10 protein-coding genes are annotated in these 15,208 nt (G+C 69.8%); 9 read left to right on the top strand and 1 reads right to left on the bottom strand.

Annotated features, from left to right (window positions below):
* The 9 genes from KDM41_06435 to KDM41_06395 all read left to right on the top strand — a co-directional run.
* On the top strand, positions 1-656 hold a 656-nt coding region (locus tag KDM41_06435; protein ID MCB1183051.1), incomplete at its 5' end, for an O-antigen ligase family protein.
* A complete protein-coding gene (locus KDM41_06430) occupies positions 653-1,828 on the top strand; it encodes a glycosyltransferase family 4 protein (GenBank protein MCB1183050.1) in 1,176 nt (391 codons plus the stop codon). The genes KDM41_06435 and KDM41_06430, both read left to right, overlap by 4 nt.
* A gap of 144 nt (positions 1,829-1,972) precedes the next feature.
* Entirely contained in the window at positions 1,973-3,247 is a 1,275-nt protein-coding gene (locus KDM41_06425; GenBank protein ID MCB1183049.1) for an undecaprenyl/decaprenyl-phosphate alpha-N-acetylglucosaminyl 1-phosphate transferase, read from the top strand.
* Positions 3,213-3,881, top strand: a complete 669-nt coding sequence (locus KDM41_06420) for a methyltransferase domain-containing protein (GenBank protein MCB1183048.1) — start codon at positions 3,213-3,215, stop codon at positions 3,879-3,881. The genes KDM41_06425 and KDM41_06420 overlap by 35 nt, the downstream gene beginning before the upstream one ends.
* Entirely contained in the window at positions 3,878-5,206 is a 1,329-nt protein-coding gene (locus KDM41_06415) for a hypothetical protein (protein ID MCB1183047.1), read from the top strand. Before KDM41_06420 ends, KDM41_06415 begins: the two co-directional genes overlap by 4 nt.
* Before the next feature lie 355 nt (positions 5,207-5,561).
* Positions 5,562-10,403, top strand: a complete 4,842-nt coding sequence (locus KDM41_06410) for a VCBS repeat-containing protein (protein ID MCB1183046.1) — start codon at positions 5,562-5,564, stop codon at positions 10,401-10,403.
* A gap of 287 nt (positions 10,404-10,690) precedes the next feature.
* Complete coding sequence (locus KDM41_06405; protein MCB1183045.1) at positions 10,691-12,181, top strand: hypothetical protein; 1,491 nt, start codon at positions 10,691-10,693, stop codon at positions 12,179-12,181.
* Between the two features lie 189 nt (positions 12,182-12,370).
* Positions 12,371-13,846: a carboxypeptidase regulatory-like domain-containing protein gene (locus tag KDM41_06400; protein MCB1183044.1), complete on the top strand. Its 1,476-nt coding sequence runs from the start codon at positions 12,371-12,373 to the stop codon at positions 13,844-13,846.
* Between the two features lie 164 nt (positions 13,847-14,010).
* Positions 14,011-14,670, top strand: coding sequence for a hypothetical protein (locus KDM41_06395; protein ID MCB1183043.1), 660 nt, complete (start codon positions 14,011-14,013; stop codon positions 14,668-14,670).
* A gap of 89 nt (positions 14,671-14,759) precedes the next feature.
* Here the strand turns inward: KDM41_06395 and KDM41_06390 are convergent, their stop codons facing one another.
* Entirely contained in the window at positions 14,760-15,104 is a 345-nt protein-coding gene (locus tag KDM41_06390; protein ID MCB1183042.1) for a histidine triad nucleotide-binding protein, read from the bottom strand.
* Positions 15,105-15,208 lie beyond the last annotated feature (104 nt).

Here is a 15,208-nt window from a genome sequence, read left to right as displayed (position 1 = left end):
TGCTCCTGGGCACGTGGTCGCGCGGCGCATGGCTCGCGCTCCTGGGCGGGGGGATGGCCGGACTCGCCGTCGGCGCGCGCCTCGCGGCCCCGGTCCCCTGGCGCAGGCGCGGGCGGGCGGTGCTGGTGGGCGGCGCCGTGGGCGGCCTGGCGGTCGCGGCCGCGCTTCTGATCCACTGGGACGCCGCGCTGCTCCCGGGGCGACGCCTCCTGCAGACCTTCAGCACCGTGGACTGGTCGAACCTCACCCGCTTCTACAGCATGCAGGCCGCATGGCGGGCGTTCCTGCTCAGCCCGTTGCTGGGCGTGGGGTGGGGCCAGTTCGCCTTCCACTTCCCGGCCCTGGTCGACCCCATGGGGCTGCAGGCCATGTTCACCTGGCCGGTCGTGAACAACTTCCCCCTGGCGATCCTGTGCGAAACCGGGCTGCTGGGGGCCGGGGCCTGGGCGTGGGCGGGCGGACGACTGGCCCGCCGGGTGGATGGGGCCGCGGCCAACGCCCCGGCGGCGATCCGGACCGAGCTGACGCTGCTGGCGGCGGCGAACATCGCGCTCTGGGTGCAGCTGCTGACCTTTTCCCAGTACAACCTGCCCCATATCTGGGTCGGGCTGGGCCTGTTGGCCGGAGCGGCCTGTCGGCGGGAGAGCGCATCGTGAGTCCGCGCCCGCACATCGTCCTGGATGCCCTGCAGGTGACGCCGCGTCCGGCCGGCGTCGCCCAGGCCATCCTCGAGTACCTGGCCGAGATGAGTCGCGAACCGCGTGGCTTCGATTTCACGGTCCTGGTGACCCACCCCGACGAGTTCGCGTTCCTCGGCGGGCGGCCCCACTGGCGGCTGCTGGCCTGTCCGGGGGCCGAGGGCAGCGTGGCCCGCAAGGCGGTGTTCACCCAGCGCGGACTGCCGCGCCTGCTGACGAAGTTGCGGGCCGACCTGCTGCACAGCATGCAGTTCATCACCCCCCTGCGGTCGCCGTGCCCGACCGTGGCCACCGTCCACGACATGGTGTGGCGCCTGCACCCCGAGACCATCGAGCAGCCGCGCCGGGCCTACTACCGCTTCCTGGTGCCCCGCTCGCTGAAGGCCGCCCGGGCCATCCTGACCAACAGCGAGGCCACGGCCCGCGACGTGCGCCGCTGCCTGCCGGGGGTCGCGGGACGCGTCACCGTGACGCCTTTCGGTACACCCACCTGGTTGACACGGGAAGGCCCGACGCGGCGGGAGACGGCCGAGGGAGCCGGTCCCTTCTTCCTGTTCGTGGGGACCCTGGAGCCCCGCAAGAACCTGCCCAACCTGCTGGCCGCCTACGCCCGCTTCCTGGACGAACTGGCGAGCCAGGGGGTGGCCCCGGCCGAGCGGCCGCGGCTGGTCCTGGTCGGCGCCAAGGGGTGGAAAATGACCGGGTTGCGGCGGCTGCTGACCGACTTCGCCCACCCGGACCATCTGGTCTGGCGGGACTACGTGCCGGCCTCCGAACTGGCCTGCCTGTACCGGGAGGCCCTGGCGCTGGTCTTCCCGTCCCTGTACGAGGGATTCGGTTTCCCGGTGCTGGAGGCCATGTCGGTGGGATTGCCCGTGATCACGGCCAGGCGCGGGGCCATGTCCGAGGTGGCGGGGGACGCCGCGCTGCTCGTCGACCCCCTGGATCAGGGGCAGTTGGCGCGCTCCTTGCACAGGTTGCGCTCCGAACCCGCTCTCCGGGACGCCCTCGCGCGGGGCGGACCGGTCCAGGCGGCACGCTGGAACTGGGGGACCACGGTCGCCGCGACCCTGCCGATCTACCGGCGCCTGACGGGCGTCGCCGGGCCTCCCGGCGCGGCAAATAAATGATTGCCCGCACTGGCGGCATGACGTAACTTCTGGGGCGGTCACGCTCGGACATGTTCAACCTGTTGTCGCGGCGAGACTAAGCCGGGTCCAAGGGGGCTCGAACAGCGGTTGGCGTGATCGGGCGACCCGATTCAGGGAGGAATTGTGGACCTGGGCATTGTGGCATTTCTGGGCTTCGCCGCGGCATTCCTCATGTCGTGGCTGGTGCAGCCCCACTTCCGGAACCTGGGCTTCCTGACCGAGATCGTCGACCACCCGGGCTACCGGCGGCCCCACCGGGAGCCGGTGCCGCGCACCGGCGGCATGGCCATCTTCATCAGCTTCTTCTGCGCCCTTTTCTTCCTCGAGAACGTCATCCTGAACACGCGCCTGCCCTGGTCCTGGCTGGGCATCCTCATCGGCTCCGGACTGGCCATCCTGGCCCTCGGCGTCGGCGACGACCGCTTCGGCATCCACGCCGAAAAGAAGCTCTACGGCCAGCTCGTCGTCATCGTGGCCCTGATGCTCCTGGGCCAGCGCATGGACACGATCACCCTGCCCGGCATCGGCACGTTCGGTCTGGGCGGCTGGGCCTGGCCCTTCACGCTCTTCTGGTACCTCGGGTTCATCAACTCCATGAACCTGATCGACGGCCTCGACGGTCTGGCCAGCGGCATCAGCATCCTGGGCAGCGCGGCCCTGCTGGTGATCTCGATGGCCGTGGGCCAGATGTTCTCGACCCTCTTCGCCGCCACCCTCTGCGGCGCGACCGTGGCCTTCTTCTACTGGAACATGAGCAAGCGGAAGATCTTCCTCGGCGACTCGGGCAGCATGTGGATGGGGCTGGCCCTGGCGGTCCTCTTCCTGAACCTGAACCGACAGGCTCCCATCGCCCTGCCCATCATGCTGGCACCGATGATCGTGCCCATCTGGGACACGGGCACCACGATCCTGCGCCGCTACCGCCGGCGCACCTCGATCTTCCAGGCCGACGACTTCCACCTGCACCATCGGCTGCTGCGCCTGGGCTTCACGCCGGCGGGCGCCGTGGTGACGCTGCTGCTGATCACCGCCGGGACCACGCTCTTCGCCCTGAGCGATTTCCTCGAACTGGCCTGGCTGGGCCTGCCGGCCATGGGCGTGTGGATGTGGGCGGCCCAGCTCGGGGCCCTGCGCCACCTCCAGAACCGTCGCCATGGCCTCGACCTCTTTACCGAGCTGACCTACGCCCTCGGTTTCGACGACCGCCTCGATCGCCTCGAAGGGCAGGTCGAAGGCAGCGTGGCCGAGATCATCGACCTCCAGAGCGAACGGCAGCGGGTGGCCGCGGCGCAGCGCGAACGGCTGGAAGGCACCTCCGGCACGAGCAGCCCGGCCGCGGACGCGCCGGCCAAGGGCGGTTCCGATGCCGTTCCGACCTCTCCCAAAGATCTTCACTGACCATCTGGCGACCCTCGATCCCCGGCGGGATCCGGTCGTCGAACTCGGCAGCGGTGACGGGGCCTTCGCGGCCCTGCTGGAGCCGTACGGGGTGCGTCCGTTCGGGCTCGACCGGGGCGCGCCGTGGTCCGGCACCTGCGACATCGTGGGCGACGCCCGCCGGGCGCCCCTGCGGCCCGGCACTCTGGCCGTGGTCGCGGCTCCGAATCTCGTGCGCCACCTCGTGCCCCGGCGGGGCCTGGGCCCATGGGTCGCCGAGTGGCGACGCTTGCTGAAGCCGGGCGGCCGCCTTTACGTGTTCGAGGACGCCCCCGATGTGCGGGTGCCGGCCCAACGCCATTTCCGCGACGTGCAGGATTTCCTCGCCCAGCTGGCGCCGACCGCGCGCGGTCCGCTGCTGGGGCGGGAGCGCTTCCTGGACCTGACGGCGGCCGCGGTGCCCCGGCAGGCCTGGCAGACCGGCTACTGCCCGAACGAAGCGACCATCGATGCAGGCGAAGTGATGCGGATGCTCGGGTCGGGCCGGGGGGGAGCCGGCGGACCGGTGGCGGCGCTGATCCGGGGCATCGGGCGCGACGGCATCGCGCCGGGACGCTGCTGGTGGGCCATGTGCGAAGCGGAGGAGCAGGGATGAAGAGGTGGGGGGCCCGGTTGTTCGCGGGTGGACTGCTGGTGGCCGTGCTCGGCCTGGGGCTGTTGACGGCGACGCCGCGGTCGGTGGTCGACTGGCGTCGCCTGCGCGTGGTGGCTCTGGAGTCCGACGACTGGGGGCTGGCCGGTTTCATCCCGGCCGCAGGGGCCTGGGACGGCCTCGATCGCCAGGCCTTGATGCCGGGGCGTTTCCCCGCCGTCTACTGGGAGTCGACCCTCGAGGACGCCGCCACCGTCGACCGCCTCGCCGGTGTCCTGGCGGCGCACCGGGGGCGGGACGGGCTGCCGGCGGTGCTGCAGCCCAACTACGTCATGGCCTCTCTCGCCTGGGACGAGACCGCGGCCGCCTGGCGCACCACCACCCTGCCGGATTGGCCGCCGGCCTATGCGCGGCCCGGCCTGTGGCGGGCGGTGACGGAAGCCCGCCGCGCCGGGGTCTGGCACCCCGAACTGCACGCCCATCTGCACTACGATCCCGAACGCCGGCGCGAGGCCGCTTTCTCGACGCCGCTCGCCGCGGAGGCCACCCGCCGCGGAATCATGCTCTTCCCCGCCAGCGAGAAGGCCCGTGAGCTGGCGCCGTGGCGACCGGCGGCCGTGATGGCGGCCGAGCTCGACTCGTCGCTGGCCATCTTCGGGCGTGCCTTCGGCCGACGGCCCGGCTCCGTGATCGCCCCGGACTACCACTGGCACGACGCGGTGGAGGACCTGTGGCAGAGCCGGGGCCTGCGCACCATCCAGGCCAAGCGGGAGCAGCGGGTGCCGGGCATGGGTGCGGGCAGGGCCGGGCGGGTGCGCAAGTACGTCTCCCGGCAGTGGGCCCGGATCGCGCGCCCCGGTCGCACCTACCTCGAGCGGAACTGTCGCCTCGAGCCGGTGCAGTCCGACGACGTGGCTGCGGTCGTGGCCGCGTGCGTGGCCGACACCCGACGCGCGTGGGCGCGGGGGGAGCCCGCCATCGTCGAGACCCACCGCGTCAACTACGCGCACACCGACCCCGCGGTCGTCGCGACCGGGGCCGCGGCGCTGGCCGAGTACCTCGACGCCATCTCCGCCGCCGATCCCGGACCGTGGTTCCTCTGCGACGACGAGATCGCCCAGCTGAGCCGCCGCGGCACCAGTTGGCGTCGCTTCTCCGACCGGCTGGTGTTGCGGAACGGCAGCCGGTCGGTGCGGGTGGTGGCTGTCCCGGTGGACGTCCCCGATGGATCCGGCGACGGTTCCGGGACGGGGTCCGTGCGCTTCTATCGGGTCGGGCCGGGGGAGACCAGGGTCGTCGCCTGGCCCGGAACCGACACCCGGCGTTGAGGTTGTGCGGTTTGGTGGGGTTTTTGGCGGGGCGATGTCATATTCATGAAATTCGCACAGATATATGACCCATTGACCTCCCTCGGGTCGTGTGGTAACCTCAGTCCGGTTCAGCGCCTTCGCGTTTGATTCAGGGTCAGACGTTTTCTTGATCAGTGGCTTTCGGGAGGTCTCTCCGACACCAAGGCTAACGCGCAGCATATCCGGCACTTGACGCCATGCAGGGCGGCCGGATCGAGTCGACATCGCATGAGAATGGATTCTTTTCGACCCTGAGGTTCAAATCCTCGCCAACTCGAACCCGCACGGCACCGGACGCCCGCGTCCCGGGCGCCCGGGTATCCGGAGGCCCCGCATGTCTGGAATCGAATTTCGCCCCATTCGCCCCCTGCTGCCTCTGCTCCTTGTCCTCGGCGCGATCCTGGTCGCCGGCGGCGCGTTCGCGGCCGACTCGCGGGTCGTCTACGAAGGCGGTCACGCCCCGGCCGACTTCAGTTGGGAGAAGGCGCCCGATGGTTCCCTGCGCCCGGTCCTCGCGGGCGCCCGCACTCTGGCCCAACCGGGCCTGCCGGAGCTCCCGGCCCGCGAACTGCTGTTCCTGATCCCCCTCGACCAGGACGTCACCGATGTCGTCATCGAACCTCTGGCCGTGCGGCGGGAAGCCCTCGCGGCGCCCCTGGCCCGGGCCGGCGACCTGGCGACCAGCGACGAGACCCTCGTCAAGTCGCGTCTGCTCGAGGAAGTCGACGGGGCCTTCCCCGCCGCCTGGGGGCGCTTCGGCGGCACCCACGTGTGGCGCGGCTATCGCCTGCTCGCCGTCACGGTGTATCCCGTGCGCCAGGTCGCCGGGAACGACGGCGTCGCCCTCGAGTACCTCGACGAGTTCGCCGTGCGGGCCCGCTTCACGGCCGCGACCGATCTGGACGGCGTCGTCCAGCGGCAGCGCCGCGTGGCCGGCGAGGCGGCCGATACCGCGCGGATCCTGACGCGCCTGGTCGCCAACCCCGAGACGGTCGCCGGCTATCGGCGCGAGCACGGGCAGGTCGTGGTCGAGAAGTCGGGCGGCTTCCAGCCCTCGCGCACGCCGAGCATGACCGGCTCCGGTGTCGACTACCTGATCATCACTTCCGAGACCCTGAAGCCCACGTTCCAGATCCTGGCGGATTTCAAGACGTCCCAGGGCATTCCGACGGTCGTCGTCAGCCGCGAGGAGATCGCGGCGGGCAACCGCAACGGGGCCGACATCCAGGAGACCATGCGGATGTTCATCCGCGACTCGTACATGCTGTGGGGCGTGCAGAACGTGCTGCTCGGCGGCGACAGCGACGTCCTGCCGCCGCGCTACATCAACAACACCTTCTACCCGACGGTGGGCTACACCTCGATTCCCTGCGACCTGTACTTCGCCTGCCTCGACGGCAACTGGAACGCCGACGGCGACTCCGAGTTCGGCGAGCCCGAGAACCTGCCCTCGGTGGTGGGCGACCTCGTGGACTTCGCCGAGGAGGTCTACATCGGCCGGGCGCCCGTGACCACGGTCGACCAGGCCGTCAACTTCGTGAACAAGACCATCAACTACGAGCGGACGGCGGCCGGGGCCCAGTGGACGAACCGCGCGCTCTTCGCCGCCGAGGTCCTCTTCCCCGAGGACTTCCACATCCAGCAGTACATCATCCTCGACGGAGCGCGCTTCTCCGACCAGCAGGTGAACGACTTCATCGTCCCTTGCACGGACATGGAATACCTGCGGATGTACGAGACCGACTGGGAGAACCCGCGGGATCTGCCCCTGACGCGGGCGACCCTGACGGACACGCTCAACACGGGCCACTACGGCATCTTCAACCAGATCGGCCACGGCTACTACTTCAACATGTCGGTGGGCGACGGGAACTTCCTGACCACCGACGCCGACAACCTCGTCAACGGCGACCACACGTTCGTGCTCTACGCCCTGAACTGCGCGTCGGCGGCCTTCGACAACTCGTGCCTCATGGAGCGCTTCATCCAGAATCCCTTCGGCGGTTCGGTGATCTCCATCGGTTCGGTGCGGGCCGCGTTCCCCAACAACGCGAACAACTACCAGCAGAACTTCTTCAACGAGCTCTACTGCGGCACCGAGCGGCGCGCCGGCGCCCTGCTGGCCATGAGCCGGTTGCCCTACATCGGCCTGACGGACGACAACTACGTCGACCGCTGGACCTTCGAGAACTACACCCTGCTCGGTGATCCGACCATCGCGCTGTGGTCCGGCTCGCCGCGCAGCGTCGCGCTCGGCGGGACCGCCGCCGTCAACCCGGGGCCCCAGACCGTGGTGTACACCGTCACCGACACCGGCCTGCCGGTGGAGGGCGCGCGGGTTTGCGTCCGCAAGGGCGACGAGGACTACGCGGTGGGGACCACCGACGCCGCCGGCATCGTGAGCCTCGACATCCTGCCCGTCAGCCCGGGCAACCTGGACGTGACCATCACCGGTCGCAATGTCGAGTTGACCGAGCTGACCGTGCCGGTCGTGGCGAGCGCGAGCTACCTGGCCCTGTCCAGCATGGGCGTGGCCGACGACGGCTCGGGCGGGAGCGCCGGCAACGCCAACGGTGCCGTCGAGGCCGGCGAGACGCTGGCCCTGAGCGCGGTCTTCCAGGAAACCGGCGGCTCGCCCGAGACGGGCCTGAACGCCGTGCTCACCTGCGACCACCCGAGCGTCGCGATCCTGAGCGGCAGCGTTGCCGTGGGCAGCGTGACGGCCGGCGGCAGCCAGGCCGCCGCGGCGCCCTTCGTCGTCCAGCTCGGCGGCGACATCGTCGACGGCGCGCGGTTGGGCTTCGACATCGAATTGACGGGCGCCAGTGGCACCTATCAGACCCGCTGGGAGGTCGTGTGCCGGAACGTCGAGCCCGAGGTCGTCTCCCTCGACTGGGACGACTCGGTGTTCGGCAACGGCGACGGCTTCCTCGCCGACGGCGAGCGGCTGGTCATCGACGTCGACCTGAAGAACTTCGGCGGCGCGCTGCTCGATTTCGTCGACGCGCGCCTGCGCACCTCGAGCATCAACGTGGTGATCTACGACAGCGTCGCGACCTGGAGCAACCTGGCCCTGATGGAGGAGGCGCCGGCGAGCGCGTTCTTCTCCCTGAGCGTCACGCAGTTCAGCAAGGCGGCGCCCATGTGGCTGCTGCTGACCGACAACCACGGCCGCACCGTGCGGCACGATTTCAGCCTGCCGCGTCCGGCGGCGCCGCTGCAGATCTACACCGACACGAGCCTCGGCGCCGACGTGATCGCCCTGGCGTGGACCCCCTCGACGAGTGCGGACATCTACGGCTACAACGTGTACCGGAGCGAGTTCGCCGGCGGCCCGTTCGTGCGGGTCAACGAGGACGTCATCGCCGGAACGTCGTACTTCCGCGACGAGGGCCTCTCCCTGCTGACCCGGTACTACTACCAGGTCGCGGCGGTCGATTCCTCGCGCGTGCCGTCGGTGCCGTCGGCGGTCATCGCCCAGTCCACGGCCCCGGCCGAAGCCGAAGGCTTCCCGGTCCAGTTCAGCGACGAGACCAGCAGCCACCTGGCGGTGGGCGACGTGGACGGCGACGGGGACAAGGAGATCATCCTGGCCACCTCCCAGGTCTACATCTGGCACCACGACGGCCTCGAGCTCCTCGACGGCGACAGCGACAGCCAGACGCTCGGGCCCTTCACCGATTTCGCCGCGGGGACGCTGCTGAACCCGGCCGGCATCGCGCTGGCGAATCTCGACGGGGTGCCCGGGATGGAGATCATCGTCTCCGAGCGCGATCCGTTGGAGCAGATCCATGTTTTCCGCAAGGACGGAACCGAGCTTCCGGGATGGCCCCGTTCCATGACCGGCGTGCCGGGTTCGAAATGGAACTGGGCGACGCCCGCCGTAGGCGACATCGACGGTGACGGCGAAGATGAGATCGTCGTCAACACCTTGAACGGCCGCGTCTGGGCCTGGAACGCCGACGGTACGGAAGTGAACGACGGCGATGCGAATCCGGCGACGATCGGCGTGCTCTACGTGCGCGCGGGCGCCGACTTCGAATGGAGCCGCAGTGGCCCGGCCCTTTGCGACCTCGATGGTGATAGCGCCATGGACATCGTCTTCGGCACCAAGAACGACTCCACGGGTTTGCGGCGGATCATGGCCATCCACTGGGACGGGAGCGATGTGGCTGGCTTCCCGTACGTGGCGCAGGGGCCGATCAATGGGGACCCGGCCATTGGAGATATCGACGGAGACGGGGATTGGGAGATCGTGGCCTATGACAGGTTCGGAAGGGTCTATGTCGTTCACCACGACGGCACGGACTACCCGGGCTTCCCTAAGGCCACCGGGGTCACCGCAAGCGACGCCTGGGTCGGCTGTCCGGCCCTGGGTGACATGGACGGTGACGGCATGCTGGAGATCGTCTACACGCCGAACCAGACCGGCCTGTCCAGCAAACTCATCATTATGGACACCGACTATGCTGGCGGCACCTCGGGCAGCTACCTGTCCGGCTTCCCGGTCGATCTGCCGGGCAGCTCGGAAGGCAGCCCGATCCTGGCCGACATCGACGGCGACGCCTCGCCGGACATCCTCCACGGCATCGGCGGCGGCGACGAGAGCGCGCCGTACAACCTCTATGCCTACCACGCCGACGGCACGCTGATCGACGGCTTCCCGATCACGCTGACCGGCCCCCTGATGCCGTCGGTGACCGTGACCGACATCGACAACGACCTCGACGTGGACATCGTCTACGGCGGCTGGGACTTCCTGACCCACGTGTGGGACATGCCCTTCGCCTACGACCGGTCCAACACGCCGTGGCCGACCTTCGGCGCCGGCGCCAAGCGGGATCGCGTGCACTTCCCGATCGCGCTGGTGGGGGTGGAGGAGGACCAGGTGCCGGCGAAGGGCTTCACCTTCTCGCGGCCCTACCCCAACCCGTTCAATCCGTCGACGCGGGTCCGGCTGTACATCCCGGCGGGGGATCACCTGGAACTGGGCGTGTACGACGTGGCGGGCCGCCTGGTCCGGACGCTGCACACCGGGTCCATCGGGGCGGGCTGGCACACCCTCGTCTGGGACGGTCGCGACGACCGGGGACGGGGGCAGGCCAGCGGCGTCTACTTCATGCGGGCGCGCAGCGGCGACAAGTCGGCGATCCAGAAGATGACCCTCGTCAAGTAGGACGCCGGGCGTCATTGACGCCCGGGCCCATCGCGGTTAGTTTCATGGCGCGGCTCCGACGGGGGCCGCGCCGCCGTTTCCTTCCCGACCGCCACAGGATGGTCCGCTTGCTCCACCACCTTCCGGCAGAATCCGGCCCGGTCCGTCGCCGTTCCCGGTGGGCGGCGCCGCTGCTCGGGCTTGCGCTCGGGATCGGGCTCTGCGCGGGGTCGGGATGCGGCCCGGGGGAGAAGGAGCCGGCCCCGCCGGCCGCCGCCACCACCCCGGTGTCCGGTGGGACGGCGGTGGTGGCGCTGTCCTCCGAACCCGACGGCCTGAACCCGCTGCTCTTCTCGACGGCCGTCGCCGCCATGGTCTTCGCGGAGACCCACGACGGCCTGACCGAGATGGACGAGTCGCTCAGCTACGTGCCGGGCATCGCGACGAGCTGGGACATCGCGCCCGACCGCACCGCCATCACCTACCACATGCGGCCCTGGCGCTGGTCGGACGGACAGCCGCTCACCGCCCGCGACGTGGGCCGCTCCTGGGAACTCTTCATGGATCCGGTGGTCGCGTCGCCCCGCCGGGGACTGCTCGAGGAGATCACCGGAGTGACGGTCGTCGACTCCCTGACGATCCGCTACGAATTCGGCCGGCCCCAGGCCGACCCGCTTGCCCGCACCTACCACCTCCTGCTGCCCGCGCACGTTGTCGATCGCCTCGAACCCGCGGAGGTGGGGAGCTGGGATCTGAACCGGGCCCCGATGGCATCGGGTCCGTTCATGGTGGAGTCGTGGGAGCCGAACCGTCAGATCACATTCGTGCGCAATCCCCACTATCCGGGCCCGGCCGCCCTGCTCGACCGGGTGGTGTTCCGGATCCTGCCCGAGGCGGGCACGCGGCTGGTGGCGCTCGAAACGGGCGAGGTCGATCTCGTGGACGGCATCGATCCCGATGCGGTGGAGCGGCTCTCCGCGACCGGCCGCGTGCGGATCGCCGACACCAGCGGTCGGCGCTTCTACTACCTGGGCTGGAACTGCCGGCGGCCCCAGTTCGCCGACGCGGCGACGCGGCGGGCGCTGTCCCTGGTGTTCGACCGCGACCTCATGGTCGACGCCCTGCTGAAAGGGTTCGGTCGGCCGGCCACCGGACCCATCCCGCCGGTCCTCTGGAATCACGACCCCGACCAGGCGCCGCCCCGGCAGGATCTCGCGGCGGCGCGGCAGCTGCTGGCCGAGGCGGGCTGGGCGGACCGCGACGGCGACGGCGTGCTGGAGCGGGACGGGGTGCCGTTCCGGTTCGAGATCATCACCAAACAGGGGGATCCGGTGCGGGAGAACGGTTCGGTCATGCTGCGCTCGCAACTGGCCGCGGTCGGGATCGACGCGCGGTTGCGGGTCATGGAGCAGACGGCGGGCCTGGCCCAGGTCCGGGCCGGAAACTACGACGCCTACTTCGGCCTGCTGCGGGCGAACCTCCTGGGCGACCCCACGGCCTACGTGGGGACCGGCGCCGAGGGCCAGTTCAACTTCGGGCACTACAGCAATGCGACGGTCGATTCGCTCCTCGCCGCGGCCACGGGTTCGCTGACGCGCGCGGAGGCCCTCCCTCATTGGCGCCGGCTGCAGCGGGTTCTCGTCGACGACCCGCCGGCGGCCTACCTCCTGTACCCGGACAACCTCGTGGGCGTGAGCACCCGCCTGCGCGACGTCCGGCCGCATCTCCTCTCGCCGATCAACAACGTCTCGGAGTGGTGGATCGCGCCCGGGGATCGCCGCTACCGATCGGGTCCGTGAGGGCGGGTCCGGCGGGAAGAGCCCGGCCCCGCCCTATTGTGCGCCGGCACGCTCCATCGTAGATTGATGACCATGGAAACACGATGCGACAGGTGGACGCCGCGGGGAATCCTCGCCTGGTGCGGGGGGCTCGCGGTTTTGCTTGCCCTCGGGGCGGGGTGCGGCGGCTCGACCGACCCGTCCGGAGGCGTGCAGGACGCCCAGATCTCGTTCACCCCCGCGCAGCAGGGTCAACAGATCGCCTTGGGCGAACAGATGACCTTCGCGGTGGTGTTGAGCGAAGCGGACACGGCCGCGGTGAACTGGGAGCGCGGCGGCTTCACCGTCGGGCAGGCCCTCAGCTACGACTACGTCCCGGATCATCTGGGCCTCGACACCCTGCGGGTCTTCGCGCGGGCCGGCGACGTGGCGCGCAACTACTATTGGGTGATCACGGTCGGACCGGGCTCCACGACCCTGCCGCCGCCCGTGACCGGCATCAGCGCCGAGGCCGGACCCGAGGCCGGCGAGGTGCTGGTCTCGTGGGCGCGGGTCACGCCCACGACCTATCCGATCGACGAATACGTCGTGGCCGTGTCCTTCGACGGTCCCATCAGCGCGGCCAACTGGGATGCGGCGACGGAACTGGGCCGGGTGCCGTACCGGGCGGGTGCGGTGCGGCCCCAGGACGTCTACGGGGCCGCTGACGGGATGATCCCCGGCGCCGCGGTCTGGTTCGCCGTGCGGGCGGTCGACACTTTGGACCAGCTCTCGCCCATCGTCGGCAACGGATACACCGTGGTCACGACCGGATGGTGGCTGTCCGGAACGGTGCTCGACGACACCGACGCGGAACTGCCCGGGATCGTCGTCTCCCTCGTCGACCCCGTGCGCTCGACGAATACCGACCTGAACGGCCGCTTCCGGATCGGGCCGCTGCGGAGCATCGACCGGGTGGTGCTGCGCACGACGAGCTCGTCGGAGAACGGTTTCGGCTGGTACGACTACACGTCGGCCGAACTGGACAGTGTGAGCGGGCGCGACCTCGTGGTCCGGCTGATCAAGCGCCACGAACTCGACGACGCCTGCAACGGCTACAGCCAGCAGTTCCTGACCTTCCTGCGCGAAATGAGCATCACGGAGTACGTGGCGACCGATCCCCAGAGTTCGGTGCTCCATGTGTGGGACGACTTCCCCCTGCGGGTGCACATTCCGGACGTCGTGGTGGGCGAGGTCGATTTCGGCGCCGCCATGCGGTTCGCCATGGCCTACTGGGATTCGGTCATGGGGGAGAGCTACTTCGTCGAGACGACCGACCCGGCCCAGGCCCAGCTCCAGTGCCGGTTCGACGAGTCCATCAGCGGCGTGTACGGCCGCGTGAGCCTGCTGCAGCCCGGAGGCGGCACGCTGGGCTCGGTGCCTCTCGAGAAACTGCAGGTCTTCATCCTCTCGACCATCGGCACCGAGAAGTTCGCGCGCACGGTGAGTCTCCACGAACTCGGCCACACCCTGGGCCTGTACAACCATGTGGCCTGCGGGGGCGGGGAGTACCTCATGTTCGAGGGATTGGCCGGGGACACCCTGGATCGCCTCGATCCCATCAATCCGAACGAGCGCCAGGCCGTCCAGTGCCTGCGGCGGCTTCCCACCGGTACCGACATGCGTCGCTACGCCATCGCCAACTAGTTCGAGCGCGAACGGGCGGACACGGACGGTCGCGGCGTGCGGTCGCGGTGTGCGGTCGCAGCGTGCGCTCGCGGCGGGCGGCGGGAATCGTCTGGTCAGCGGCAAATATTTATGGTTTCATACTTGGCCGAAGAGGATATCGCCCGCAACGGAGGAGGACCCGGATGCCCCGCAAACACGACGCCCTGCTGCGAGACCTGAGCACCGCCGACCTGAAACGTCTGCTGGCGGCGCGAGAGCGGATCGACGTGCTCGAGAAGGAGAAGGCGGTTCTGCTGGCGGACCTCGGTAAGATCGAGCGGGAATTGGACTCGCTGGTGGCATCGGCGACCGCGGCGACCGGCGGGGGCGGTGGTCGCAAGGCGTCACCGCGGAAGGCCGCCCGGAAGAAGGTCGTCCGCAGGAAATCCGCGCGGAAGAAGCCCGTGGGCGCGACCACGAAGAAGGCCACGAAGACCGCCGCGGGAACGGCCGGCAGGAAGGGCAAGAAGAAGGTGGCGAAGAAGGCGGCCAGGAAAGCCGTCAAGAAGGTCGCGAAGAAGGTCGCGAAGAAGGCCGCCGGAAAAGCGAGCAGGAAGGGCACCGGGAAGGCCGCTCCGAAAGCCGGGGGCAAGGGCGCCGCGAAGAAGACCCTCGAAGACGTCATCGTGCAGGTGCTGAAAGCGGCGGGCAAGCCGGTCCCGTATCGGGATCTCTTCGCCAAGATCGTCGACGGCAAGCTCTTCCGCACCCGGAGCAGCAATTTCGACAACGTGATGCGCCGCACCCTCTCGACCAGCGACCGGGTGCAACGGGTGTCCAGGGGCGTCTACGGTCTGGCCTGAGCCCGATGAAGATCCGCTGCGCGATGGTGACCGGGGCCCGCTGGACGGACGGCGGATAGGGGGTCGTAGGCGTGCCGGCCACCCCGGCCTCAGCCGGGAGGCCACGAGAGGGACCGGCCGCCGAGCAGATGCAGGTGCAGGTGCCCGACCGTCTGGCCGCCGTTGTCGCCGCAGTTGATCACGCACCGATACCCATCCTCGGCGAGGCCTTCGGCCGCGGCGATCTGCGCGGCCAGCACCAGCATGGCGCCGGCGAGATCCTGCTCGGTCCCGTCGAAGTGGGCCATGCTGGCGATGTGACGGCGCGGGATGATCAGGATGTGGGTCGGCGCCTGGGGTGCGATGTCCCGGAAAGCGACCAGATGGTCGTCGGCGTGAATCCGGTCGCAGGGAATCGCGCCGGCGGCGATGTCGCAGAAGAGGCAGGAGCTCATGAGGCGTCCTTCGATGGGAATGGGCTGCCGGGCCGTCGCGGGTCGCAGGCCCCGCGCGAATCTATCACGCCGGGTTGCCGTGTGCCAACCGGCCAGCGGCGGCC

This window comes from bacterium (assembly GCA_020440705.1).
In the GTDB taxonomy this organism is placed as follows: Bacteria; Krumholzibacteriota; Krumholzibacteriia; order LZORAL124-64-63; family LZORAL124-64-63; genus JAGRNP01.
Note: the sequence above shows the minus strand (reverse complement) of the source record. Positions and strands in the feature narration are given on the sequence as shown.

Coding starts and splice junctions, on each gene's coding strand:
- KDM41_06420 (MCB1183048.1), top strand. CDS start 3,213: ATGCCGTTCCGACCTCTCCCAAAGATCTTCACTGACCATCTGGCGACC.
- KDM41_06415 (MCB1183047.1), top strand. CDS start 3,878: ATGAAGAGGTGGGGGGCCCGGTTGTTCGCGGGTGGACTGCTGGTGGCC.
- KDM41_06410 (MCB1183046.1), top strand. CDS start 5,562: ATGTCTGGAATCGAATTTCGCCCCATTCGCCCCCTGCTGCCTCTGCTC.
- KDM41_06395 (MCB1183043.1), top strand. CDS start 14,011: ATGCCCCGCAAACACGACGCCCTGCTGCGAGACCTGAGCACCGCCGAC.
- KDM41_06390 (MCB1183042.1), bottom strand. CDS start 15,104: ATGAGCTCCTGCCTCTTCTGCGACATCGCCGCCGGCGCGATTCCCTGC.